Below are 24,912 nucleotides of genomic sequence, written 5' to 3' on the forward strand. Positions count from 1 at the left end.
CGCCGGCCTCCTGATCATTCGACAGGGAGATAAACGACTCGACTTAAAGTAATTGATGCCAGTCGTCAGGAGCATCTGCACGTGCAGAGGATTTCCTTGCGGCTTCTCAATATTGCCTCAAAAGTGGCAATATTTCGAGGTCCCCTGCAGTCACTGTGATCTGGGCAGATTTAAGGTCGTCTGTGGAGAGCTGGAACCCTGCTCTATGCCCAACAGACTCCTTGTTCTGATCAGTGGAGTCAGTATCCCTCAAATTTTTCATCGATTTTTCAAAAGCCAACAATTCCGTTTGACGACAACAAGGCTCAAGGCTCTCTGTACACCACCCTCCCGTGTTCGTCATTGCCAACATCCAGAAGATCATCCAGCATCAGCCGCTCAATCTCGGTCCGCATCTGTTCGGTGCTGCTGCCACTGGGGAGTTCCACCGCAAGCATCGCGTCGTTGATGGTGAAGCCAGCACGACCGGCCTGGCGGGCCAGCAACAGCAATTGCCGCTCGATCGATGGAGGGGCATGCCGACCCGCTTCGGCCAGGGCCTGCTGCAGCAGCAGCGGCTGGTTGGCATGCTCCACTAAGTGAGGAATCAAAAACAGGTCAATCAGCTGACCGATGCCACACAATCCCAGGGTCAGAAGCCAGAGCGTACCACTGAACGGCTTGCGGGCATAGAAACGCTGGATCCCGCAAACGCCGAAGATCGAGAGGGCCCAGAGCAGGTAGCCAATCGATACCCGGCGGCGCTCAGGCAAAGGTTTGAGCATCAACTCCCACGGTTCTGAATTCCATCCTGATCTGAGGATCAAGTTTTGAAGCTCTCATCAGAGCTGTTGCCGATCTGTCTGTCATACCGTCCAACTCAAAACCAAAACCACGATGTGGTCAATGGCACCTGAAGAGACAAACTGCTGCGGCTCTATCGAGCTGATATGAAAGTAGGCCTGCAATGCTAGACAATATTTTCATCAACTCCGAAAATATGCATTCAGGCTTTATACCAAGTTAGAATTGAAAACTAAGTTCAACGATAAACAATGAAAAGTATTGTACAATGTAAGATCATCTCGGCCCAGAGCTAGTTACAAAGGACAAGCAATTCGCGATAATTTGTCTTTATGTGTGCTGGTTGTCTCTTGAAATTTGCTTAGGCTGAAAAGTTGATTATGCTTTCAAAGCCTTTGAGGCGAAAATGCGGGGATCCTCAGCCCTTTCATAAGATCACGAACTCACACCCAATCTTATCCCGTGCCTGTCGCTTCCACTGCCGCCGAGCCCGCCAGCCGCAGGGAGTCCACGGCCACCACCCCGCTCCATCTGCCGAAAACCAGCGAGAGCCCTGAGCTGCTCAGGATCCGCCACTCGATGAGCCATGTGCTGGCCATGGCCGTGCAAACCCTGTTCCCCAGGGCCCAGGTCACGATCGGTCCCTGGACCGAGTCCGGCTTCTACTACGACTTTGACCATCCTGAGCCGTTCACCGAGGCCGATCTCAAGGCGATCCAGAAGGAGATGGGCAAGATCATCGGTCGTCGTCTGCCCCTGCAGCGCCTTGAGGTGAGCCGCGAGGAGGCCGAACGCCGTATCACCGCCCAGGGTGAGCCCTACAAGCTGGAGATCCTCGCCGGCCTCATCGAACCGATCACCCTCTACACCCTCGGCGAGAGCTGGTGGGATCTCTGCGCCGGCCCCCACGTGGCCCACACCGGCGAGCTCAACGCCAAGGCCTTCGCCCTGGAGAGTGTGGCGGGCGCCTACTGGCGGGGCGATGAAACCAAGGCCCAGCTGCAGCGCATCTATGGCACCGCCTGGGAAACACCTGAGCAGCTCGCCGAGCACCAGCGCCGCAAGGCCGAGGCGCTCCGCCGCGATCACCGCCGGCTCGGCACCGATCTGGAGCTGTTCTCGATCGAAGACGAAGCCGGCGCCGGCCTGGTGTTCTGGCACCCCCGCGGCGCCCGCATGCGGCTGCTGATCGAAGACTTCTGGCGCCAGGCCCACTTCGCCGCCGGCTATGAGCTGCTCTACACCCCCCATGTGGCCGACCTGAGCCTCTGGAAAACCTCCGGCCACCTCGAGTTCTACAAAGAGAGCATGTTCGGGCCGATGCAGGTGGATGAGCGGCAGTTCCAGCTCAAGCCGATGAACTGCCCCTTTCATGTGCTCACCTATGCCAGCCGCCTGCGCTCCTATCGGGAGCTGCCGATCCGCTGGGCCGAGCTGGGCACTGTGTATCGCTACGAACGCCCCGGCGTGATGCATGGGCTGATGCGCGTGCGCGGCTTCACCCAGGACGACGCCCACATTTTCTGCCTGCCCGAGCAGATCGGCGCTGAAATTCTCGGGGTGCTCAACCTCACCGAAACAATTCTCTCCAGCTTTGATTTCAACCGCTACGAGATCCATCTCTCCACCCGGCCGGCCAAATCGATCGGCGAAGACGCCGTCTGGGAACTGGCCACCGCCGGCCTGATCGAAGCGCTCGATCGCAAGGGCTGGGCCTACAAGGTTGATGAAGGCGGTGGCGCCTTCTATGGCCCCAAGATCGATATCAAGATCGAAGATGCGATCGGCCGCCTCTGGCAGTGCTCCACGATCCAGCTGGATTTCAACCTGCCGGAGCGCTTCGATCTTCACTACGTGGCCGCCGATGGCACAAGGCCACGACCGATCATGATTCACCGCGCCATCTTCGGCTCCCTGGAACGCTTCTTCGGGATCATGGTGGAGAACTACGCCGGTGATTTCCCCTTCTGGCTCGCCCCCGAGCAGATCCGGCTGCTGCCGGTCACCGATGCGGTGCTGCCGGTGGCGGAAACCCTGCTCAGCCAGTTCAGGGCCGCCGGCATCCGCGCCGAACTCGACCGCAGCGGCGAGCGGCTCGGCAAGTTGATTCGCCAGGGCGAGCAGCAGAAGATTCCCCTGCTCGCCGTGATCGGTGCCGCCGAAGCCGAGGCCGGAACCCTCAACCTGCGCAGTCGCCGCGATGGCGACCTCGGCGCCGTGGCCGTGGTAACCCTGCTGGCCGCCGCCGAGGCCGCCAACCGGGATCGATCGGCCGGCCTGGCCCTCGAACCAGCGTGACCACCCTGCTTGCTGGTGACATCGGCGGAACCAAAACCCTGCTCGCCACCTACCGGCTCCAGGCCGGGCAGCTGGAGCTGCAGCGCCGTCACCGCTATCCCTCCGCCGGCTGGAGCGATTTTGCGGCGCTGGTGGGCCATTTCCTCGCCGCTGAACCCGAGCTGGAGCCCCCCCGGCACGGCTGTCTGGCCGTGGCCGGCCCCGTGCTCAACGGCCAGGTGAAGGTCACCAACCTGCCCTGGAGCCTCGACCAGGCGGAGCTGAGCAGCGCCTGCGGCCTGGAGGCCCTGGAGCTGGTCAATGATTTCGCCGTGCTGATCTACGGCCTGCCCCATCTCGCCGCCGATCAGCAGCAACCCCTGCGTCCCGATCCACCGACCCTTGGTTCGGGCGAGAGCGGCGGGCCCCTGGCGATCCTGGGGGCCGGCACCGGCCTTGGAACCGCGATCGGTGTTCCCGGCCCCGGCGGCCTGATCGCCCTGGCCAGCGAAGCCGCCCATGCCGAATTCGCCCCCCGCAACGAGCCGGAATGGCGGCTGAAACAGTGGCTTGCCGCCAACCTGGGCCTTGAACGGGTTTCGGTGGAGCGGGTGGTGAGCGGCACCGGCCTCGGCCACCTCACCCGCTGGCTGCTGGCGGAGCGGGATCCAGGCGCCGCCCACCCCCTGGCCGGTGCCGCCCGCCACTGGGCCGATCCCGCCACCGCCGAGCGGCCCGATCTGCCCGCCCTGGTGGCGGCGGCGGCGGAGCAGGGTGACCCCCTGGCCAGCGCGGCGCTCCAGCTCTGGCTGGGCGCCTACGGCAGTGCCGCCGGTGATCTCGCCCTCCAGTGCCTCTGCCGCGGCGGCCTCTGGCTGGGGGGCGGCACCGCCGGGAAACTACTGCACCACCTGCGCTCCGAGGCCTTTCTGCTGCCCTTCGGCGCCAAGGGTCGCCTCTCGCCCCTGCTGGCGGCGATCCCCCTGCGGGCGATCGTCGATCCGGATGTGGGCCTGTTCAGTGCCGCCTGCCGCGCCCGCATGCTGCTGGAGGGTGCAGCGACAACCTCCTGATCCAGCAGGTGGGACACTGAGCCCAGCAGCGCACAAGACATGGCACGGCCGCGGATCGGCCAAGGGGTTGTGGTGGACGTGCCCGCCACCACCGCCAACCTGGGCCCGGGCTTCGATTGCCTCGGCGCAGCCCTGGAGCTCAACAACCGCTTCGTGCTGCGCTGCATCGAAGGGGATGGGGAGCGCTTCGAGCTGCTGATCGAAGGCAGCGAGGGGGCCCACCTGCGCGGCGGCCCCGACAACCTCGTCTACAGGTCCGCCCAGCGGGTCTGGAAGGAGGCCGGTGAGCAGCCGGTGGGCCTGGAGGCACGGGTGAAGCTGGCGGTGCCGCCGGCCAGGGGGCTGGGCAGCAGCGCCACGGCGATCGTGGCCGGCCTGATCGGCGCCAACGCCCTGGTGGGCAACCCGCTCACCAAGGAGAAGCTGCTGGAACTGGCGATCGACATCGAAGGCCATCCCGACAACGTCGTGCCCTCCCTGCTCGGTGGTCTCTGCCTCACCGCCAAGGCGGCTTCGCATCGCTGGCGGGTGGTGCGTTGTGAGTGGAATGAGCTGGTCAAGGTGGTGGTCACCATTCCCGCCCTGCGGCTGCCCACCAGCGAGGCGCGGCGGGTGATGCCGCGCCAGGTGCCGATCGCCGATGCGGTGGTGAACCTCGGTTCCCTCACCCTGCTGCTGCAGGGATTGCGCACCGGCAACGGCGATCTGATCGCCGATGGCATGCACGACCGCCTCCACGAGCCCTACCGCTGGGGCCTGATCCAGGGGGGGCGGAGCGTCCATGCGGCGGCCCTGGCCAGCGGGGCCTGGGGTTGCGTGATCAGTGGCGCCGGGCCGAGCCTGCTGGCCCTCACCACGGCCGAGAATGCCGCCAGCGTCGGCCGGGCGATGGTGCAGGCCTGGGAGAAGGAGGGCGTTGCCTCCCGGTCGGAACTGCTGGAATTGCAGCACCGGGGCAGCCGCTGGGAAGCCTGCGAAGACCAGCCCTAGGCTCGGAAGCAGGCTGGAAACGGGATAAGTACAACTACTCAGCTGATACATTCGCTACCGCCGGGCCGCCGGCCACCTCGGAAATTCGCCCGGCTGCCATGGACCCTTTTCTTTCCGCCACCGCAGCGGCAGACCTGGCGCCAAGCTTCCCCTGGCTCAGCCTGATCGCCCTGCTGCCCGCCGCCGGGGCCCTGCTGCTGCCCCTGCTGCCGGGCGATGGCACCGATCCCCGCGGCCCCCGCACGGTGGCGATGACGGTGCTGGTGGTTGATCTGCTGCTGATTCTCTACGTGTTCAGCCAGCACTTCGATGGCAGCAGCAGCAGCCTGCAGCTGGTGGAGCGGGTGGCCTGGGTGCCGTTTCTCGGCCTGGAGTGGTCGCTCGCCGCCGACGGCCTTTCGGCGCCGCTGGTGGTGCTCAGCGGTCTGGTCACCCTGCTGGCGGCAGCGGCCAGCTGGAACATCAACCGCAAGACCAACCTCTACTTCGGACTGCTGCTGCTGCAGGCCTCGGCCCAGTCGCTGGTCTTTCTCTCCCAGGATTTCCTGCTCTTCTTCCTGGCCTGGGAACTGGAGCTGGTGCCGGTGTATCTGCTGATCGCGATCTGGGGGGGCAGCCAGCGTCAGTACGCCGCCACCAAGTTCATCCTCTACACCGCCACCGCCTCGCTGCTGATCCTGATCAGCGGCCTGGCCCTCGCCCTCGGTGGCGATGGCTTCACCCTCAATCTCCATGAGCTCAGCGAGCGCGCCTACGGCGGCAATTTCGGGCTGCTCTGTTATCTCGGCTTCCTGGTGGGCTTCGGCGTGAAGTTGCCGATCTTCCCCCTGCACACCTGGCTGCCCGATGCCCATGGCGAGGCCAATGCGCCCGTATCGATGCTGCTGGCCGGGGTGCTGCTGAAGATGGGCGGCTATGCCCTGCTGCGCTTCAACGTGCAGATGCTGCCCGAGGCCCATCTGGTGTTGGCGCCGGCCCTGATCGTGCTCGGCATCGTCAACATCATCTACGGCGCTCTCAACGCCTTCGCCCAGGACAACGTCAAGCGCCGGATCGCCTGCAGCTCAGTGAGCCACATGGGCTTCGTGCTGCTCGGCATCGGTGCCATCGACAGCCTCGGCATCAGCGGGGCGATGCTGCAGATGATCAGCCATGGCCTGATCGCCGCCTCGATGTTCTTCGTGACAGGCGTGTTCTATGAGCGCACCAAAACGCTCTCGATTCCGAACATGGGCGGCCTGGCCAAGGTGCTGCCGATCACCTTCGCTTTCTTTCTGGCCAGCTCGCTGGCCTCCCTCGCCCTGCCGGGCATGAGCGGCTTCGTCAGTGAGATCACCGTGTTCCTGGGGGTGACGAGCAACGAGGGCTTCACCACCGGCTTCCGCACGATCACCGTGGTGCTGGCGGCGATCGGCCTGGTGCTCACCCCCGTCTACCTGCTCTCGATGTGCCGCCGCGTCTTCTTCGGCCCCCGGATTCCGGCCCTGGCCGTGGTGGGCGACATGCGACCCCGGGAACTGCTGATCGGCCTGATGCTGCTGGTGCCCACGCTGGCGATCGGCTTCTGGCCCCGCCTGGCGATCGATCTCTACGGCGCCAGCACTACGGCGGTGGCCGAGAACCTGGCCTCGATCGGCTGATCCGCTCCGCTTCGCGGCCGGCGGCTGGATCGGCTGGAATGGAGCGATCACCGTTCCGCGCCGATGCCCCTCTCCACCCTTGTCTCACCCCTGCTGGTCGGTGAGGGGCTGCCCCGCTACGAGGCGATCGATCCGGAGCAGGTGAGCAGCCAGATTCCCCTGCTGCTCGGCGAGCTGGAGAGCGAGCTGGCCGGCTTCGAGCGCCAGCTGGAGCCGCGCCTGGAGGGCTCCGAACCCCTCGGCTGGGAGGAGCTGATGGGGCCGCTCGAGCGGCTGTCGGAGCGGCTGCGCTGGAGCTGGGGCGTGGTGAGCCATCTGGTCGGGGTGTGCAACACCCCTGAACTGCGCGAAGCCCACCTGGCCCAGCAATCGGCCGTGGTGGCCTTCACCAACCGGGCCAGCCAGAGTCCGCTGCTCTATCGGGCCCTGGAGCGGTTGCAGGCCCAGCATGATCAGGCTGCCACCACCGATCCGCTGCGCCTCGATGCCACACAGCAGCGCATCCTCACGGCCGAACGACGGGATCGGCGGCTGCGGGGCGTCGGCCTGGCCGGCCCCGAGCAGGAGGCCTTCAACCAGGCCAGCGAGGAACTCTCCGCCCTCTCCAGTCGCTTCGGCAACAACGTGCTCGATGCCACCAACGACTGGACCCTGGAACTCAGCAGCCCTGACGAGGTGGAGGGCCTGCCGGCCAGCTTGCTGGCCCTGCTCGCCCAGGCCGCCGGCCATGGCAACGCCGAGAGCGGTCCCTGGCTGCTTGGCCTCGATCACCCCCGCTATGGCCCCTTTCTTCAGTACAGCCAGCGCCGCGACCTGCGGGAGCGGGCCTACAGAGCCTTCGTGGGTCGGGCCGCCAGCGAGGAGCTCGACAACCGACCCCTGATCGAGCGCATCCTGGTGCTGCGCGGTGAACAGGCCAGGCGGCTGGGCTTCGCCAACTGGGCCGAACTCAGCCTCTCCAGGAAGATGGCCGGCTCGGTGGAGGCGGTCGAGCAGCTGCTTGACGATTTGCGGGCGGCGGCCTGGCCGATGGCCCAGCGTGAACTGGCCGAGCTGGCCGCCTGCGCCGCCCGCCATGGCGCCCCGGAGGCGGCCGAGCTCAGGCCCTGGGATCTGCCGTTCTGGTCGGAGCGGCTGCGGCGGGAACGGTTCGATCTCGACAGCGAAGCGCTGCGGCCCTGGTTTCCCCTGCCGGCGGTGCTCGATGGTCTGTTCAGCCTCTGCGGCCGGCTGTTCGGCATCCGCATCGAGGCCGCCGACGGAGCGGCGCCGGTCTGGCATCCCGATGTGCGCTTCTTCCGCGTGATCGATCAGGCCAGCGGCGCGGCGATCGCCGCCTTCTACCTCGATCCCTACAGCCGCCCGGGCAGCAAGCGCGGCGGCGCCTGGATGGACGACTGCCTCGGCCGCTCCAGGGATGCCGATGGGCAGCCGGTGCTGCCGGTGGCCTATCTGATCTGCAACCAGAGCCCACCGGTGGCAGACACCCCCAGCCTGATGACCTTCCAGGAGGTGGAAACCCTCTTCCACGAATTCGGCCACGGTCTGCAGCACATGCTCACCACCGTGGAGCGTCCCCAGGCCGCCGGGATCAACCGGATCGAATGGGACGCGGTGGAGCTGCCCAGCCAGTTCATGGAGAACTGGTGCTACGACCGCGCCACCCTGCTGGGCATGGCCCGTCACTGGCAGAACGGTTCAGCGTTGCCGGAGGCCGACTTCGCCAGGCTGCTGGCCGCCCGCACCTTCATGGCCGGTGCGGCCACCCTGCGCCAGGTGCATCTCGCCCTGGTCGACCTGCGCCTGCACAGCCAGTGGCAGCCCGAGTGCGGCCTCACCCCCCAGCAGTTGCGCCAGGAGATCGCCGCCACCACCTCGCTGCTCCCCCTGATCGAAGCCGACCAGACCCTCTGCTCCTTCGGCCATATCTTCGCCGGTGGCTACGCCGCCGGCTACTACTCCTACAAGTGGGCCGAAGTGCTCAGCGCCGACGCCTTCAGCGCCTTCGAGGAGGTGGGTCTGGAGAACGAAGCGCAGATCAGGGCCACCGGTCGTCGCTTCCGCGACACCGTGCTCAGCCTGGGCGGCAGCCGCAGCCCTGAGCAGGTGTTCGAGGCCTTCCGCGGCCGGGCCCCCAGCCCCGAGGCCCTGATCCGTCATTCCGGCCTGCTGGCGGCCTGATCACTCCTCCAGCAGGGCCTCGCGCAGGATCGTCAGGGCCCGCGGGTCACGCAGGATGGCCTGGTGGCTCATCGCCGGGAACGCCTCGCAGCAGCCCACCGGCAGAACGCCCCGCCAGCCGGGCACCACGAGCTGGTCGGTGGGTGTGTAGAAGCTGCGGCAATCCACCGCCTTGAGCAGCTCGGGCGCATCGTTGAGCTGTTTGAGCAGGGGGCTGCCCAGCTTCAGTTCGGCGATGCCGCCCAGCAGCCAGGGCGGACAGGGCTGGGCCACGGGCGTGCCTCGCTGGGGACTGGCCACGCAGAAGAAGCGGCGGGTGCGGCGGTGCCCGCCGAGCAGCTGGATCCAGGTGCGGCTGATCACCCCACCCATCGAGAAGCCCAGCAGGTCGATCGGCTGGTCTGGCCCGAAGGCCGCTTCGATGCAGGCGCCGAGCCGCTCGGCCAGGGGCAGCATCCGGGTGGCACCGAGCCGGTGGTGCAGATAGGGCACCAGCAGCGGATCCCGGCCACCGGCCAGCTCCTCTTTCAGATGCCGGAACAGCCGCGGTGTGTCCCAGAGGCCGTGCACCAGCACCAGCGGCGGCGCCGGGCTCATCGCTCCCCTCCGGCGTGGCGCCAGCGCTCCACTGCGACGCGGCCGTGGAACCCAGCCACCGGCGCCTGGCACTTGGTCAGCAGCACCCGCTGGGGCACTGCCCCGAACAACCGCTCCAGCTCGTCCATCACCCGCTCGGCAAACCGCTCGATCGTGTGGCAGCGGAGCCCCACGGCCAGGTGCTGGAGAGCCTGGATCGCCAGGCCGTAATCCAGGCTGCAGGAGAGATCATCGCTGCGACCCGCCGCTTCGAGGTTGTGCCACAGCGAGAACTCCAGCTCGAACCACTGGCCCAGCTCCCGCTCCCGCTCCAGCACCCCCACGTGGGCCCAGAGCCGCAGACCGCTGACGTGAATGGCATCACGGCAGGGGAAGCCAGCCGGTGAAGCGGGGCTGATCGAGGCGTTCACAGGGGCAGGGGGCGATGGGTGAAAGCACGGCTGCCGCTGGCGTAGTCGGCGGCGATCTGGCCTTCGCCCCGCAGCCGGTAGCGGTAGGTGACCAGCCCGTCGAGCCCCACCGGGCCCCGCGGCGGCAGGGTCTGGGTGCTGATCCCCAGCTCGGCGCCGAAGCCGTAGCGGAAGCCATCGGCGAAGCGGGTGGAGCAGTTGTGGAACACCCCGGCACTGTCCACGGCCCGCAGGAAGCGCTCGGCGGTGGCGGTGTTGGTGGTGCAGATCGCTTCCGTGTGGCGGGAGCCGTGGCGGGCGATGTGGGCCAGAGCCTCATCCAGTCCTTCCACCACTTTCACCGCCAGGATCGGCGCCGAGAACTCCCTCCCCCAGTCGTCGTCGCTGGCGGCCCGGGCGATGCCCAACCCACAGGCTTCCAGGTCGCCGCGCAGCTCCACCCCGGCCGCCGTGAACGCCGCGATCGCCTCCGGCAGGAAGGCCGGGGCGATGGCGCGGTCCACCAGCAACGTTTCGAGCGCATTGCAGGCCGCCGGGTACTGGGTCTTGCTGTCGAGGGCGATCCGCACCGCCTGCGCCACATCCGCCTCCCGGTCCACCAACAGGTGACAGACGCCATCGGCGTGGCCGAGCACGGGGATGCGGGTGTTGTCCTGGATGAAGCGCACCAGGTCACTGGAGCCGCGCGGAATGATCAGATCCACCAGCCCGTCGAGCCGGAGCAGGGCGAGGCTTTCCTGGCGGCTGGTCAGCAGGCAGAGGCAGCCGGGTGCCACGGCACTGGTGGCCAGGCCCTGCTGCAGGGCGGTGAGGATGGCGCCGCAGCTGCCGCTGGCCTCCCGCCCGCCCTTGAGGATGGCGCCGTTGCCCGAGCGGATCGCCAGGGAGGCGATCTGGATCACCGCATCGGGGCGGGCTTCGAAGATCACCCCCACCACCCCCAGGGGAACGGTGATGCGCTCCAGCACCAGGCCGCGATCGAGTTCGGTGTGCAGCTGCCGGCAGCCGAGCGGATCAGGCAGGGCCGCCACCTGGCGCACGCCGTCGATGGCGGCCGCCAGTTTGGCTTCATCGAGCTTCAGCCTGGCCACCAGCGACGGGGCGAGGGCGTCTTTCGTGGCTGCTTCCAGATCGGCCTGGTTGGCCGCGAGGATCGCCGCCGCATGGGCCCCGAGGGCATCGGCCATCGACTCCACGGCGGACCGTCGCTCGGCGTCACTGCTCTGGCCAAGGGCCATGGCGGCCCCGCGGACGGCGACGGCACGCTGCAGCAGTGAAGGGGATGGGTCTGGAACGGTGGAGTCCATCAGGCCATCATCCCAAGCGGCGGAGCACCAGCCGCTCGAGGGCGAGCCGGGCCGCCCCCAGCCGGCCGGCGCCGTTGCCGAGGGCGCAGCGCTCGATCCGCAGCCCCTCCCGGCTGGCCGGCTCCACCCGCTCTTCCACCTCTCGCCAGAGGGCCGGCAGGAAGTGGGGGCTGGCGGCGCTCAGCCCACCCCCCAGCAAGACCAGCTCCGGGGTGAGCACGTAGACCAGAGAACTGATGCCGATGCCCAGCCAGCGCCCGTACTGATTCCAGATCGCCTGGGCCTCCGCCTCGCCCAGCTCGGCCCGGCGCACCAGCTCATGGGGATCCAGGGGGCTGAGCCGGGCCAGTCCGGCGATGCTGCAGTACTGCTCCAGCGAGCCCCGGTTGCCGCTGTTACAGGCTGGCCCGTTTGGGTCGAGGCAGATCAGGCCGGGCTCCGCCGCCGCCCCGTTGTGGCCGCTGAACAGCTGGCCGGCCAGCAGCACACCTCCACCCACCCCTGTGCCCAGGGTGAGCAGCAACACGTCGCCGTGGCCCCGGGCGGCGCCGCACCAGGCCTCGCCCAGCAGGGCGCAGTTGCCGTCGTTGGCCAGGGTCACCGGCCGACCCAGCCGTGGCTCCAGCCAGGCCGCCAGGGGCACGTCGTGCCAGCCGGGCAGGTTGATGCAGACCCGGGCCACCCGGCCGGCGGCATCCATCGGCCCTGGCAGACCGATGCCCACCGCCACCGCCTGGCGCTGCGGATCGATCGCCGTGATCGCCTCGGCCAGGGCCATCGTGACGGCACCGGGCAGGGCCGGCTGGGGCGTGGGCCAGCTCAGCTCCGCCAGCAGCTGGCCGTCGGCATTGAAGCGGCCCAGCTTGATCGCCGTGCCGCCAAGATCCACGCCGATCAGCTCGGCCTGCTCGGCGGGGTTCAGCCTGGCTGGTGGGGCGGGAGCGGCTGGCATCAGAAGCGCAGAAAGAGTTGCATCTGGGTCTGCCAGCGGCCATCGGTGTCGAAGGAACCCTGCAGCCCGACACTGTCGTTGATCTGATAGCGCAGGGTGAGCTGGGGCGGGATGTCGCTGCGGTTCGGCGCCGCCAGCACCGAAAAATTGAACCGCTGGCTCAGATCGAGGCCCAGCTCGGTGCCGAGCACCAGCTGGCTGGGCACGCGGCGGCGGCTGATCTGGCCGGTCGTGCTGCCCTGGCTGATTGTCGGGGTCACGAAACTGGGGTAGACCGCAAAGCTGACCCGTTCGCCCAGGGCATCCCCCAGGCTGCTCAGCACCGGCGAGAGCAGCGACTGGCCCACCACCGTGGCCAGGGCGGCTGTGGCGTTGCCACCGCCGAGGCCGGCCACCGTGTTGCCACCGATCAGGGCCACCAATCGATCCCGGGAGAGGGGCGGGTTGCTGCTCAGTTCGATCGAATCGGCGAGCTGGTCGGCTGGCCCGCTCACCTTCAGCGACACCCGCACCAGGCTGAGCTGATCCAGCGGTGTGAAGCCGCCGCGGAGGTCGAACTCACTGATCGGATTGCGGTCACGGCCGATGCTCAGGGTGTTCGAGACACGGGTGCGCAGGGCGATGTCCACGAACGGCACCAGCCCCTGGCTGGGGGTGAACACCGCCACGTTGGGCGCATCGGGATCGAGCGTGAAGACGGTGGTGAAGAAGCTCAGTCGGCCGCTCAGCAGCCGCACCACGCCACTGGCCTTGAGGCTGCGATCGATCGGGCCGTTGAGGGTGAGCAGGCCACCGGTCTTGAACGAGGCCAGCGGCGGTGAAACCACCAGCAGGTCGGGGCCGAACCGCAGCCGCAGGTCGCTGAGCCGCAGATAGGCGAAGTTCGGAATCGCCTCGCGCAGGGCCAGCCCCGTGCTGGTTTCCACCTCCGGACCAAGCAGCAGCAGAGGTTGCTTGAAGTCCCAGCCCTGCTCCACCAGCTGGGGGATCGCCACGGGCTTCACGGCGCCATCGGCATCGACGCGAGCCAGCTCACCCTGCTGGCCATTGATCGTGCCCCGACTCACCTGCAGATCCCCGCTAAGGCTGGGCTTCAGCAGGCTGCCGGCGATCGAAAGCTCGCCATCGAGGCGTGCCTTGAGCCTGGGCACACTGATCTCGGCATCGCTGATCTCCACCGCCAGGGGGGTGCGCTGGTCAGTGGCCTCGAAGAGCCCCAGCCCGCCGGCAGCCTTCAGCCTGCCCCGCTCGCCGAGCCGGGCACTGAACTCCTGGACCAGCAGCTCCTGGAAATCGAACAGGATCGTGGCCTCCAGGTCGCGCACCTGCTGCCCGGCCAGCAGCAGGCCGCCGTCGCGGAAGCGCAGAAAACCATTCGCCACCGGCTGCAGCCTGCTGCCGCGCACCAGCAGCTCCAGGTCGGCACTGCCCTGCCGCCAGATCGGCTCAGAAGCGGCCAGCTCGTTGAGGAAGCGCAGACCATCGCCCCGGCTGGAGAGCCGCAACCTCAGGCCCTCGGCGGCCGGATCGAGGGGCACCGTGCCGATCAGGTCGACACTGTTCTCGGCATCACCACCGCGCAGCGAAGCCTGGAAGGCCAGCTTGCCGTCGCCGAGCTGCAGTTCCCCCTGCTCCAGCCGCAGGGGCGTGTCGTTGAGGCTTCCCTGGCGCAGCGCCACGCTGGTGCTGAAACCGCTCCCGGCCCCGGCCAGCCGGAAATCACCCCGCAGATCGAGGGCTCCCCGCAGGCCCCTGGGCACCGGGGTGAGCAGGGCCAGCAGGCTGAGCGGCAACCCCTCGATTCCGAAACGTCCCGTGCCACCGCCGAGGGGACCCCGCACCGTCACCAGCAGGGGATCGAGCAGCAGGGCCTCGTCCTGGTTGTCCCCCTTCTGCCAGAGATGGGCCTTCGCGGCCAGGTCCACACGCAGGGCACGGAGCGAGGGTCCCTGCAGGGTCAGATCGGCATCCACCAGGCCGCGCAGGTCCTCGGGATGGAAGCGGGGCGAATTCAGTGGTGAGAGCCGTGCATCGTTCAGCCGTTGACGGGCCCGGTCGAGGGCGGCCAGCTGCTGATCGAGCGTGCCGCCCAGGTTGGCGATCCAGCCGTTGCCGAGCTCCGCAGCACGCCCCCTCGGCACTGCTGGTGCCCCCTGGAGCTGGGGCCAGGCATCGCTGAGCTGCTCGAAGAAGCTCAGGGGCAGGGCCCGGCCCTCGAAGCCGGCCCGCAGGGCGCCGCCACGGCGACCCTGGCCGTTGAAGGCCACCGAACCACCCCCCAAGGGTTGAAAGGCCCCCTGGATCCGGAACAGCTGCTGCCGGTACTGGCCGCTTGCGCTCAGCCGCTGGCCCTGCAGTTGCAGCAGCACCGGACGCTCCACCGTGAGCCTTCCCTGCATCGCCAGGGGTTGGAGATCGAGGCTGCCCTGGCCGCCCAGCAGCCCCCCCAGCGGGCCAGGCGTGGCCCGGGCTCCGGCGGTGAGCAGCAGACCCTCGAGCGGCAGCGCGCGGGCCGACCAGCTGTAGCGCTGCGGGGAGCCCTCCAGTTTCAACGACCCCTGGCCGCGCCGCAGCAGCACCTGGCGGGGCAACCCATTCGCCGCCAGGCTGGCCCGCAGCTCGGCCGGCAGGCCGGGAGGCTGGGCCGTCATGCGCAACTCCCCGCCGCTGCCGAGCTGGCCGATCAGGCGGCCACGCCAGGTTTCCTGCAGTCGCAGCGGACCGCTGGCCGGATTGCGCAGGGTGATCTCCAGGTCGGGGCGCAGCCGGGCCAGGGGGCCCCGCAGGCTTCCGCTGGCGGCCAGATCACCACCCAGCTGCACCCCCACCAGAGGGCTGAGCCGCTGCAACTGGAAGGGCGCCGCCTCCAGCTCAAGGGCGAGATCACCAGCCACCAGGCCCCGGCGGTTCTGCCAGCGCAGGGGGAGCAGGCCGCTGGCCTGCAGCTCGACGCTGCGCAGATCCTCCAGCCGCAGCAGGTTGTCGCGCCAGAGCAGGCTGGCGCTGGCCGGTCCCAGCACCGCCGCCTGGTTCAGGCGCAGACCGGCGGGTGCCCGCAGGGCGGCGCTCAGGCCAGTGGCGCCGCTGCGGCGGGCCTCGATCTCCAGCAGGGGCCGCCTGCCCTGGGTGAACAGCCCCCGCAGGCGCGGATCGGCCCAGGCACCGCTGAGCGCCAGCTGACCCTCCACCCACTGCTCGGCCCCCAGCAGCGGCCTCAGCCAGGCGGCTGAGCGCCAGAGCGAAGGATGCAGCTCAAGGGAACGGCTGCGCAGATCCAGCCGGGGCCAGAGCATCCCCCGGGCCTGCAGCTGCGAGCGCCCGGAGTTGAGCTGCAGCTGCGCCAGTTGGAGGCTGAGCCCCTTGCGCCGATCCACCTGGATCTCTCCGGCCATCCGCAGGGGTTCGGGGCTGGCCGGCGTGCCGCGCCCGAGCGGGATCAGGCCGGTGAGCTCCAGGCGCGGCCGGTTCCAGGCCCCCCGCAGGGCCAGACCGAGCCGATCGCCACGCTTCGGGTCGGCGGCCGTCAGCTTCAGGTCGAACCAGCGGTTCAGCGCCAGGGCTCCGCGGGCGCTGCCACGCCAGTTGGCCATGCTCCAGGGACTGCTGGCCAGATCGAGGCGATCGCCGCTGCAGCGCAACGCCAGCCACTCCAGGTTGAGCGGCGCCGGCAGGAGACGATCCCGCAGCCGCAGGTCCTGGAGGCGCAGGCTGCCGTCGCAGCGCTGGCGTCCCCCCTGGCGTGCCAGCACCAGACGACCGGCCAGCCGGCCGCTCAGATCAGTGCTGCTGCGCAGATCCGGCCAGAAACGGGCCAGGGGAGCGAGGGGCTGCTCCCGGATACCGAGCTGGAGCCTGAGGTCACCGGTGTCCCAGTTGGCGCCACCACCCAGCTGGAAGCGTCCGGGCGATTCAGACCCGGCAGCAGGCGGCAGCTGCGCCAGGCCTTGCCAATCCACCTGGCTGCGATCAAGCTTGACCGAAAGTCCCCCCTCCACCGCCAGATCGAGGCCGAAGGGCTCCACCCGGACCCGGGCCCGGTCGGTGAGGCGGATGGCCAGGTCCAGCCGCGGCGGCTTGCCAGCCGCACCGCCACCGAACACCCAGAAGCGACCGCTGGCGTTGCGCACCAGCTGCAGATCGCCACCGCCCACGCCCAGCTGCAGCACCGGCAGGCGTCGGCGCAGGCTGGCCAGCGGTGCGATCGACACCTCCAGACTCTGCAGCGAGGCGCGGGAGCCATCCTTCGCGCTCGGGCTGATCCGGCTCGGGCCGATCAGCAGACCCCAGGGTCTCAGGCCGCGGTAGGGACCGAGCTGGAGCGGATGGCCGAGGCCACGCCCGATCTGCCGCTCCAGATCCGGGCGCCACTGCCGGTAGATGCGACCCGCCAGATGGTCGGCACCGAACCAGAGCCCGGCCAGGCTGGTGGCACCGAGCAGAACACCACCGACAACGATGGAACGGCGCCAGTTGACCTTGGGCAGCCCCATCGGAACGTTGTGGTTACCGGCTGAGGTGGGCGCAATCTATAAGGTGATTCCGCCCTCGCCCAGCCCCCCATGCCCGTCGATCCCCTGCTGCTGGCCGTGGGGAAATGGCTCGGAGCAGCCAGCGGCGTGCTGGCACTGCTGATGGTGGCGGGCTTCGTGGCCGGCTGGGGAATTCGCTTCCGCCTGGTGGGGATCACCAGCTTCACCGCCCTGCTCTCACTCTCCTGCCTGGCCTTCGCGATCAGCTACAACCCTCGTGTCGAGGTGGAAGGTGCGATGAACGCACCGATCGTTTTCGACAACGGCACCAACCTCGTGGTGGCCACGGCGGGGCCGGATCTGGCTCCGGAGGCCTTCGGTCCCACCGTTCAGCAATTGGCTCTCAACCTGCGCGGCAACGGTCGCAACACCCCCGATGGACTGGTGCATGTGCGCCTGCGAAGGGTGGAATCGGCGGGCCCGGGCGTCAGCCGGCCGGTGGTGCTGGCCGAAGCCACCCGCAATGCCCAGGGTGACGTGGCCCTCCTGCTGCCTTGAGCGCCGCAGGCCAGGCCGAAGGGTCGATCGCTCCGTTGCCGAGCCACTTCCAGGCGGAGCAGCAGGAACTGGAAGCGGATGGTGTCAGCCGCTGGATCGATCTGGCCGGGCTTGCCGACCACGACCTGCGGCGGCTGGCCCGTCGCGGCGCCTCGGAGCAGCGGTTGATCAAACTGCGCGGCCAGGCCCGACTGATCACGGCGGTGGGTCTGGCACCAGTCGAGGCGGCCCTGCTGCTCTATGCCGGGATCGCCTCGGCCGATGGTCTGGCCCAGGCTTCGCCGCAGCAACTCGTGGTGCAACTCGGTCGGCTGCAACGCTCCCTGACCGGCACGTCGATGCCGATGGTGACGGCCACGACGGTGCGCGCCTGGATCAGCGCTGCCCGCCGGGTCACCGGTCGCTCACCAAACTGACCCGATCCAGCCATGGCGGGGCTGGGGCAGCTCTCAAATGGAGATGTACCCCCTTTGGGGCTGGTTGTTCCGTGAATCCTGATCGTGCTCCGTTCCTGAGCCTCAAGCCGTTGCGGCGGGGCCTCGCCGTGGCAGCGGTGATCACCCTGGCCGGCGGCCACGGCACGGCACTCGCCGCCTCCCCCCTGCTCGAATCGGTCAAGCAGAATCCGCAGGTGGCCAAGAGCCTCTGCAACGAGCTGCGCCAGCTCAACGGCCAGGGCATCCGCTCCACCTCGCCCCAGGCGATCGCGATGGTGGCCCAGCGCCAGAACATCAGCCTGGCTGACGCCGAGATCGTCACCACCTACGTGGTGGGCCTGCACTGCCCCGACGTTCGCTGAGTGGTCCCGCCGCTCTCGGTGGAGGTGCTGGACACCTGGATGCCCTGCCCCGATGGGGTGCGGCTGGCCACCCGGATCTGGAAGCCAGGTGGCGCCGGTCGCTGGCCGGTGCTGTTGCTCAGGCAGCCCTACGGCCGCAGGATCGCCTCCACCGTCACCAGTGCCCATCCCCACTGGTATGCCAGAGAGGGCTATGTGGTGGCAGTGCAGGACGTGCGGGGCCGGGGTGACTCCGGCGGCGATTTCGGCGGCTTCGCCCAGGAGGCCCGTGATGGAGCCACGGCCCTGGCCTGGGCCCGTTCTCAGTCCTGGAGCAACGGCCGTCTCGGCACCTACGGCTTTTCGTACCAGGGCCTCACCCAGTTGCTCAGCGACAACCCGGACCTGACCCCGGACTGCCTGGTGCCGGCGATGACCGGCCTGGATGAACGGCTGCACTGGGCCAGCGATGGCGGTGCCCACCGCTGGGCGCTCGGCCTGGCCTGGGCCCTGCAGCTCGCCGCCGAAACCGTGCGGCGCCAGGGGGATGAGCTGGCCTGGACCACGATCCGCCGCAGCCTTCAGTCGGGCCATTTCCTGGCCGACGGACTGGAGCTGCTGCGGCGCCATGACCCCGCCGGGATGGGCCTGGGCTGGTTGGGTCTGGATCCTGGCAGCGCCGAGGGCTGGTGCATTCACCAGCCCTCGGTGGCCCTGCTGCGCCGGCCGATGCTGCTGGTGGGCGGCTGGTGGGACGCCCAGCTCGGCGGCGTGCTCGATCTTCACCACCGCAGCCTGCAGGCCGATGGCGACCCCCTGCTGCGGATCGGTGCCTGGAGCCACCTCGACTGGGATGGCGGTCTCGACCGGCTGCAGCTGCTCTTCTTCGATCAGCACCTCCGCGATCGGCCCGCAGCACTTCCCCCGGCCCGGCAGCGCCTCGCCGATCTGGGCAGCGGCCTCTGGTCGGATGCCGCCGTCGCCGGGATCCCATCGGTCCCCTGGCGGCTGGCCAGTGATGGTCTCGCCGCGATCGATCACCGGGAAGGCCGGCTGCTGGGTCCGGAGGACGACGACGCTGGCGGCGGTGAGGTCTGGCTGGTGCACGATCCCTGGCGGCCGGCACCGGGCCGGGGCGGACACCTCGGGCTGGATGCCGGCCCGGTGGAGCGGGGCGACCTGGATCGCCGCAGCGATGTGGCCTGCTTCACGACCGCCCCGCTCCCCCGGGCGCTCCGTCTGCAGGGGCAACTGCAGCTGGAGCTGGAGGTGACCGCCGATCAGCCCGGCTTCGATCTCTGTGCGGCCCTCTCGATCGTGCGAGGCCAGGGGGAGCAGGTGCTGCAGATCAGTACGGCGGTGGGGCGCTTCCTCGGCCCGGATTGCCTGCGGGGGCAGCGGCGGCGGATCCTGTTCCAGCCCCTGCTGGCCAGCCTGCGCACCGGTGAACAGCTGCGTCTTTCCGTGGCTGCCGCTGCCTGGCCCCAGATCGCCGTGAACCCGGGAACCGGCGCGATCCCCCTGGGCCCGGCCGGGCCTGAGCACCGGGTGATCAGCCTGCAATTGTTGCTGCCTGGAGCCTCGCTTGGGCTGGTACCTGGGTCTTCGGCCAGACTGGGCTGATTCTCGAATTTTTCTCTGTGAAGTTGCCTGTCCCTCTGCTGGCCGTGGTTTTTGCCTGCAGCGCCTGGCTGCCGCCCGCCCTGGCCAGCTCCGCCCTGAATCCGGAGCAGGCCCGCAGCGCCGCCGCCACGATCATCGAGGGGTTGCAACGCAGGAACAACCAGGCCATCTACAACCTGCTGGCTCCGGATCTGCAGCGCTCCACCACACCGGAGCGGGTTCGGGAGCGGATGCAGCAGCAGGAGCCGATCCTGAGCAGCAGGATCAAGGAGGTGCTGGTGGGCGCCGACGACAGCACGGTGGAGGTGGAGCTGCTCACAGCCACCGGAACCCATCCTCTGGTGCTGGTGATCGACGACCGAGGACGGCTGCTGGGCTGGGAACGGGATCTCAATGACACGCCGGTCCGTCAGGTGGCCAACAACTTCATCAAGGCGCTCAGCCAGGGGAAGGTGGTGGAGGCGCGGAGCCTGCTTTCTCTCCAGCTGCAGGAGCAGATCAGCCCGCAGGACATGCTCAACCGCTGGAAGGATCTCGAAAAGCTCACCGGCACTTTCCAGCGCGTGAGGGGCACAGTGGTGGCCAGCCAGGGCGGCGATCAGCAGCTGGTGCTGGTCACCACCCAGTTCAACCGTCTCACTGACAACCTTTTCGTGATTCTCGATTCCGGCAATCACATCATCGGGATCGACTTCCCTGAACAACTGAAGCGACAGGACGGAGCCAGCACACCCTGATCAACGGCAGTTCCACCAACCACGGCGATCTAAGGTTCACCCTCCCAATGCGAGCCCTCCATGCTTCCCGCCGCCAGCCTCGACGGGATCAGCCAGGACGGCGAGCGGCTTGAACAGTGCTCCCACGACCACCCCTTCGCGGTGCTCGGTCCCCAGCCCGAAGCGGATGGCTGGGTTGTAAGGGCCTGGATGCCGGAGGCGGATCGGGTCAGCCTGTTGCTGGATGGCCAGGAACTGTCCATGGCCAGCTCCCAGCACCGCTGGTTGTTTGAAACCCGTCTCCCAGCCGATCCAGGCTGCACCTATCGCCTGAAGGTGAGCCGGGCTGGCATCGAGCACATCCAGCACGATCCCTGGGCCTTCCGTCAGGAGTGGATGGGGGAGCTGGACCGGCATCTGTTCGCCGAAGGGAACCATCACCACATCTGGCATCGGCTCGGCGCCCACCCCTGCTGCCGGGAGGGGATCGAGGGCGTGCAGTTCGCTCTCTGGGCCCCGAATGCCCGCAGCGTGGCCATGCTCGGTGGCTTCAACAACTGGGATGGACGCCACCATCCGATGCAGCAACGGCTCGGCGGCATCTGGGAGCTGTTCATTCCCGGCCTGGCCGTCGGCACCATCTACAAATACGAGGTGCGCAGTCCGCAGGGCCATTGCTATCAGAAAGCCGACCCCTACGGCTTCCAGCATGAACTCCGTCCCCAGACCGGTTCGGTGGTGGCCGCCCTAGGTACGTACCGCTGGAGCGACCAGGCCTGGCTGGAGCAGCGTGAGGCCAGAGATCCCCTTGATCAGCCGATCGCCGTCTATGAACTGCACCTCGGCAGCTGGATGCACGGGTCCAGCGATGAGCCCTACCGCGAAGCCGACGGCACGCCTCGTGCCCCGGTGGCGGCCGCTGATCTGAAGCCCGGTGCCCGGCTGCTCACCTATCCCGAGCTCGCCGATCGCCTGATTCCCTACGTGAAGCAGCGGGGCTTCACCCACATCGAGCTGATGCCGATCGCCGAGCATCCCTTCGATGGATCCTGGGGATATCAGGTCACAGGCTTCTATGCCCCCACCAGCCGGTTCGGCAGCCCCGATGAATTCCGGGCCTTCGTTGATCGCTGCCACGCCGAGGGGATCGGTCTGCTGCTCGACTGGGTCCCCGGCCACTTTCCCAAGGACAGCCACGGCCTGGCCTTCTTCGATGGCGCCCACCTCTACGAGAACGCCGACCCACGCATCGGTGAGCACAAGGAATGGGGCACCCTGATCTTCAACTACAGCCGCAATGAGGTTCGCAACTTCCTGGTGGCGAACCTGATCTACTGGTTCGAGGAGTTTCACATCGATGGCATCCGGGTGGATGCGGTGGCCTCGATGCTCTATCGCGACTATCTCCGGCCCGATGGCGAATGGCTGGCCAACGAGCATGGCGGCCGCGAGAACCTCGAGGCGGTGCGCTTCCTCCAGCAGGCCAACACGGTGCTCTTCCAGCACTTCCCAGGTGCTCTCTCGATTGCCGAAGAATCCACCACCTGGCCGATGGTGACAAAACCCACCCATCTCGGCGGGCTTGGCTTCAACCTCAAGTGGAACATGGGCTGGATGCACGACATGCTCGATTACTTCGAGCTCGATCCGTGGCTGCGCCAGTTCCACCAGAACAACATCAGTTTCTCGATCTGGTATCACTACACCGAGAACTTCATGCTTGCCCTCAGTCACGACGAAGTCGTGCATGGCAAAAGCAACCTGCTCAACAAGATGCCAGGTGATGACTGGCAGAAGTTCGGCAACGTGCGTGCCCTGCTCGCCTTCATGTGGACCCACCCCGGCAAGAAAACCATCTTCATGGGCATGGAGTTCGGTCAGCGGTCTGAATGGAACGTCTGGGGTGATCTGGAGTGGAATCTGCTCCAGCACGAACCTCACCAGGGCTTGCTGAACCTCGTTGACGACCTCAACATCTTCTATCGCAATGAGCCTGCCCTCTGGCGTGACGACTTCGTTCAATACGGCTTCCAGTGGATTGATTGCAGCGACAACCGCAATTCGGTGATCAGCTTCATGCGGCGCGAGGAGAGCAGCGGCCGCTGGCTGGTAGTGGTGGCCAACTTCACTCCCCAGAGCCATTCCAACTACCGCATCGGCGTTCCGCTGGATGGGTTTTATGCCGAGGTCTTCAACACCGACAGCAGCCGCTATGGCGGCAGCAACCTCGGCAATCTGGGTGGCAAGTTCAGCGAGGAATCACCGATGCACGATTACTGCCATTCCCTTGACCTCTGCCTGCCACCGCTCAGCGTCCTGGTGCTTCAGCGGGATGGGGAGCGCAGCCAGGAGCCGTGTGAAGAAGCGCCCAGCAGCGGTCTTCTGGTCGGGTAGGTTCGCCCCTGGCTTCGCCTCTGCCTCCGGCACCGTTTCCTCCCATGGCCGATTCCCTCCCCCTGCTGTTGCGCGCCGCCCGTGGCGAGCAGGTGGAGCGTCCGCCTGTCTGGATGATGCGCCAGGCCGGTCGCTACATGAAGGTGTACCGCGACCTGCGCGATCGCCATCCGGGCTTCAGGGAGCGATCCGAAAACGCCGACCTCTCCTACGAGATCTCGATGCAGCCCTTCCGGGCCTTCCAGCCCGATGGCGTGATCCTGTTCTCCGACATCCTCACGCCGCTGCCCGGGATCGGCATCGACTTCGACATCATCGAGAGCAAGGGACCAATCATCGATCCCCCGATCCGCAGCCAGGCCCAGGTGGATGCCTTGCGGCAACTGAATCCGGCTGAAGCCCTGCCCTTCGTGGGGGAGGTGCTCAGCCGCCTCAGGCAGAGCGTCGGCAACCAGGCGGCGGTGCTTGGTTTCGTCGGCGCCCCCTGGACCCTCGCCGCCTACGCGGTGGAAGGCAGGAGCAGCAAGAACTACGCCGTGATCAAGGCGATGGCCTTCCAGGAGCCCGCCCTGCTGCATCAGCTGCTCGGTCACCTGGCCGATTCGATCGCCACCTACGTGCGCTTCCAGATCGACAGCGGCGCCCAGGTGGTGCAGCTGTTCGACTCCTGGGCCGGCCAGCTCAGCCCGATCGACTACGACGTCTTCGCGGCCCCTTACCAGAAACGGGTGGTGGATCAGGTCAAGGCCACCCACCCCGACACGCCGCTGATCCTCTACATCTCCGGCAGCGCCGGGGTGCTGGAGCGGATGGCAAGAACCGGTGTCGATTTCATCTCGCTCGACTGGACCGTGGACATGGCCGACGGCATCGCCAGGTTGCCAGAGCACCTTGGGGTGCAGGGCAATGTGGATCCAGGGCTGCTGTTCGGCACGCCCGAGGCGATCCGGGCCCGCGTGGTGGACACCGTGCGCAAGGCCCGCGGCCGCCGCCATATCCTCAACCTCGGCCACGGCATCCTGCCCGGCACGCCTGAGTGCAACGCCCAGGCGTTCTTCGAAGCGGGCAAGTCGGTGAACGAGCTGATCGGAGCGGCTGTTTGACGGCACCGACCAGGGTCCTGATCACCGGGGCCAGTGGCTGTGTCGGCCAGGCGATCGCCCAGCAGCTGTATCACGGCTCCGACGTGGAGCTGCTGCTCTGGCTGCGCGATCCGGCCAAGCTCACCGCAGTGCCCAGCCACGATCCCCGGATCACCCTGTTGGTGGGTGATCTGCGCGACCAGCAACCCCACGCCGCCGCGATCGCCTCGGCCGATCGGATCATTCACACCGCCACCGCCTGGGGTGATCCGGAGCGGGCCCACCAGGTGAACGTGGTGGCGGTCAAGGAGCTGCTCGCCCGCACCGATCCGCAGCGGCTGGAGCAGGTGATCTACTTCTCCACGGCCAGCATTCTCGATCGCCATCTGCAGCTGCTGCCCGAAGCGGCGGCCTACGGCACCGAGTACATCCAGACGAAGGCTCTCTGCCTGCAGCAACTGGAGGTCCACCCCATGGCCGAGCGGATCGTGGCCGTCTTTCCCACCCTGGTGTTCGGCGGAACGGTGCAGCCGGGTGGAGCGTTGCCCGCCAGCTATCTCACCGCCGGGCTCAAGGAGGTGGTGCGCTGGCTGTGGCTGGCCCGCTGGTTGAAGGCTGAGGCCAGCTTCCATTTCATCCATGCCGAGGACATCGCCCGGGTGTGTGTGAACCTGGCGCTCCAACCGCACCGGGCCAACCCGGAACCCGGCCAGGGACCGGTGCGTCGCCTGGTGCTCGGCCAGCCAGCGGTCACCGTCGACGACACCGTGACGCGGCTGTGCCGCTGGCGGCGGATCCGAAGGCCCTGGTTTGCGATCCCCCTCAGTGGCTGGTTGATCAATGCCCTGATCAAGGTGCTGCCGATCGAGCTCAATGACTGGGATCGCTTCAGCATCCAGCAACGCCACTTCGTGCATGAGCCGATCAGTCCGCCGGAGCGGTTCGGCCTGGTGAGCCTCGCCCCCACGCTCGAGCTGGCCTTTGAAACCGCGGGGTTGCCCCAGCGGGATGGGCAACGCTGAAGCGGGAGCGATTCCTATGGTTGGCGTCAGCGTTCTCTGACACCATGCACCGCTTCCGAC

The 24,912-nt window shown here is 67.7% G+C and carries 19 protein-coding genes; 13 read left to right on the forward strand and 6 right to left on the reverse strand.

Annotated features, from left to right (window positions below):
• Nucleotides 1-305: 305 nt before the first annotated feature.
• Nucleotides 306-764, reverse strand: coding sequence for an NINE protein (locus KQ307_RS05555; RefSeq protein WP_259727247.1), 459 nt, complete (start codon nt 762-764; stop codon nt 306-308).
• A gap of 481 nt (nt 765-1,245) precedes the next feature.
• Between KQ307_RS05555 and thrS the strand changes: the two genes are divergently transcribed.
• The 5 genes from thrS to KQ307_RS05580 all read left to right on the forward strand — a co-directional run bounded on the left by thrS (nt 1,246) and on the right by KQ307_RS05580 (nt 8,944).
• Nucleotides 1,246-3,081, forward strand: a complete 1,836-nt coding sequence (gene thrS / locus KQ307_RS05560; protein ID WP_259727248.1) for a threonine--tRNA ligase — start codon at nt 1,246-1,248, stop codon at nt 3,079-3,081.
• On the forward strand, nt 3,078-4,133 hold the full coding sequence (locus KQ307_RS05565) for a glucokinase (protein WP_259727249.1): 1,056 nt from the start codon (nt 3,078-3,080) through the stop codon (nt 4,131-4,133). Before thrS ends, KQ307_RS05565 begins: the two co-directional genes overlap by 4 nt.
• A 39-nt stretch (nt 4,134-4,172) precedes the next feature.
• Nucleotides 4,173-5,123 (forward strand): homoserine kinase, encoded by a 951-nt coding sequence (gene thrB / locus KQ307_RS05570; RefSeq protein WP_259700881.1) that lies wholly within the window; start codon nt 4,173-4,175, stop codon nt 5,121-5,123.
• Nucleotides 5,124-5,221: 98 nt separating this feature from the next.
• Complete coding sequence (locus KQ307_RS05575) at nt 5,222-6,763, forward strand: NAD(P)H-quinone oxidoreductase subunit 4 (protein WP_259727250.1); 1,542 nt, start codon at nt 5,222-5,224, stop codon at nt 6,761-6,763.
• Nucleotides 6,764-6,826: 63 nt separating this feature from the next.
• Nucleotides 6,827-8,944, forward strand: a complete 2,118-nt coding sequence (locus KQ307_RS05580) for a M3 family metallopeptidase (RefSeq protein ID WP_259727251.1) — start codon at nt 6,827-6,829, stop codon at nt 8,942-8,944.
• On the opposite strand, the gene KQ307_RS05585 is transcribed toward KQ307_RS05580, so the two are convergent.
• The 5 genes from KQ307_RS05585 to KQ307_RS05605 are packed head-to-tail and all read right to left on the reverse strand — an operon-like array spanning nt 8,945 to nt 16,700.
• Entirely contained in the window at nt 8,945-9,541 is a 597-nt protein-coding gene (locus tag KQ307_RS05585; protein WP_259727252.1) for a triacylglycerol lipase, read from the reverse strand.
• The gene (locus tag KQ307_RS05590; protein WP_259727253.1) at nt 9,538-9,951 is read right to left on the reverse strand and encodes a dihydroneopterin aldolase; all 414 of its coding nucleotides are present in this window, start codon (nt 9,949-9,951) and stop codon (nt 9,538-9,540) included. Before KQ307_RS05590 ends, KQ307_RS05585 begins: the two co-directional genes overlap by 4 nt.
• On the reverse strand, nt 9,948-11,258 hold the full coding sequence (locus KQ307_RS05595; RefSeq protein ID WP_259700876.1) for a glutamate-5-semialdehyde dehydrogenase: 1,311 nt from the start codon (nt 11,256-11,258) through the stop codon (nt 9,948-9,950). Before KQ307_RS05595 ends, KQ307_RS05590 begins: the two co-directional genes overlap by 4 nt.
• A 7-nt stretch (nt 11,259-11,265) precedes the next feature.
• On the reverse strand, nt 11,266-12,210 hold the full coding sequence (locus KQ307_RS05600) for an ROK family protein (RefSeq protein ID WP_259700875.1): 945 nt from the start codon (nt 12,208-12,210) through the stop codon (nt 11,266-11,268).
• Nucleotides 12,210-16,700, reverse strand: coding sequence for a translocation/assembly module TamB domain-containing protein (locus KQ307_RS05605; RefSeq protein ID WP_259727254.1), 4,491 nt, complete (start codon nt 16,698-16,700; stop codon nt 12,210-12,212). The genes KQ307_RS05600 and KQ307_RS05605 overlap by 1 nt, the downstream gene beginning before the upstream one ends.
• 69 nt (nt 16,701-16,769) lie before the next feature.
• Between KQ307_RS05605 and KQ307_RS05610 the strand changes: the two genes are divergently transcribed.
• The 8 genes from KQ307_RS05610 to KQ307_RS05645 all read left to right on the forward strand — a co-directional run bounded on the left by KQ307_RS05610 (nt 16,770) and on the right by KQ307_RS05645 (nt 24,852).
• Nucleotides 16,770-17,237 carry a Ycf51 family protein gene (locus KQ307_RS05610; protein ID WP_259700873.1) on the forward strand — a complete coding sequence of 156 codons (468 nt, stop codon included), beginning with the start codon at nt 16,770-16,772 and terminating at the stop codon, nt 17,235-17,237.
• Nucleotides 17,234-17,653, forward strand: a complete 420-nt coding sequence (locus tag KQ307_RS05615) for a DUF4332 domain-containing protein (protein ID WP_259727255.1) — start codon at nt 17,234-17,236, stop codon at nt 17,651-17,653. Before KQ307_RS05610 ends, KQ307_RS05615 begins: the two co-directional genes overlap by 4 nt.
• Before the next feature lie 71 nt (nt 17,654-17,724).
• Nucleotides 17,725-18,036: a hypothetical protein gene (locus tag KQ307_RS05620; protein ID WP_259700871.1), complete on the forward strand. Its 312-nt coding sequence runs from the start codon at nt 17,725-17,727 to the stop codon at nt 18,034-18,036.
• A complete protein-coding gene (locus KQ307_RS05625) occupies nt 18,037-19,638 on the forward strand; it encodes a CocE/NonD family hydrolase (protein ID WP_311133731.1) in 1,602 nt (533 codons plus the stop codon).
• Between the two features lie 23 nt (nt 19,639-19,661).
• The gene (locus KQ307_RS05630) at nt 19,662-20,375 is read left to right on the forward strand and encodes a DUF3887 domain-containing protein (RefSeq protein WP_259727256.1); all 714 of its coding nucleotides are present in this window, start codon (nt 19,662-19,664) and stop codon (nt 20,373-20,375) included.
• A gap of 60 nt (nt 20,376-20,435) precedes the next feature.
• The gene (glgB, locus tag KQ307_RS05635) at nt 20,436-22,748 is read left to right on the forward strand and encodes a 1,4-alpha-glucan branching protein GlgB (protein WP_259727257.1); all 2,313 of its coding nucleotides are present in this window, start codon (nt 20,436-20,438) and stop codon (nt 22,746-22,748) included.
• A 44-nt stretch (nt 22,749-22,792) separates the two neighbouring features.
• Nucleotides 22,793-23,851, forward strand: a complete 1,059-nt coding sequence (hemE, locus tag KQ307_RS05640; protein WP_259700868.1) for a uroporphyrinogen decarboxylase — start codon at nt 22,793-22,795, stop codon at nt 23,849-23,851.
• Nucleotides 23,848-24,852: an NAD(P)-dependent oxidoreductase gene (locus tag KQ307_RS05645; RefSeq protein WP_259727258.1), complete on the forward strand. Its 1,005-nt coding sequence runs from the start codon at nt 23,848-23,850 to the stop codon at nt 24,850-24,852. Before hemE ends, KQ307_RS05645 begins: the two co-directional genes overlap by 4 nt.
• Nucleotides 24,853-24,912 lie beyond the last annotated feature (60 nt).

This window comes from Synechococcus sp. CS-1326, from assembly GCF_025128115.1.
Classification (GTDB): Bacteria; Cyanobacteriota; Cyanobacteriia; order PCC-6307; family Cyanobiaceae; genus Regnicoccus.

Bases quoted from the DNA above. Each gene is read 5' to 3' on its own strand.
- glgB (WP_259727257.1), top strand. From the start codon at position 20,436: ATGCTTCCCGCCGCCAGCCTCGACGGGATCAGCCAGGACGGCGAGCGG.
- KQ307_RS05605 (WP_259727254.1), bottom strand. From the start codon at position 16,700: ATGGGGCTGCCCAAGGTCAACTGGCGCCGTTCCATCGTTGTCGGTGGT.
- thrB (WP_259700881.1), top strand. From the start codon at position 4,173: ATGGCACGGCCGCGGATCGGCCAAGGGGTTGTGGTGGACGTGCCCGCC.
- hemE (WP_259700868.1), top strand. From the start codon at position 22,793: ATGGCCGATTCCCTCCCCCTGCTGTTGCGCGCCGCCCGTGGCGAGCAG.
- KQ307_RS05575 (WP_259727250.1), top strand. From the start codon at position 5,222: ATGGACCCTTTTCTTTCCGCCACCGCAGCGGCAGACCTGGCGCCAAGC.
- KQ307_RS05595 (WP_259700876.1), bottom strand. From the start codon at position 11,258: ATGGACTCCACCGTTCCAGACCCATCCCCTTCACTGCTGCAGCGTGCC.
- KQ307_RS05600 (WP_259700875.1), bottom strand. From the start codon at position 12,210: ATGCCAGCCGCTCCCGCCCCACCAGCCAGGCTGAACCCCGCCGAGCAG.
- KQ307_RS05580 (WP_259727251.1), top strand. From the start codon at position 6,827: ATGCCCCTCTCCACCCTTGTCTCACCCCTGCTGGTCGGTGAGGGGCTG.
- KQ307_RS05610 (WP_259700873.1), top strand. From the start codon at position 16,770: ATGCCCGTCGATCCCCTGCTGCTGGCCGTGGGGAAATGGCTCGGAGCA.
- KQ307_RS05555 (WP_259727247.1), bottom strand. From the start codon at position 764: ATGCTCAAACCTTTGCCTGAGCGCCGCCGGGTATCGATTGGCTACCTG.
- KQ307_RS05585 (WP_259727252.1), bottom strand. From the start codon at position 9,541: ATGAGCCCGGCGCCGCCGCTGGTGCTGGTGCACGGCCTCTGGGACACA.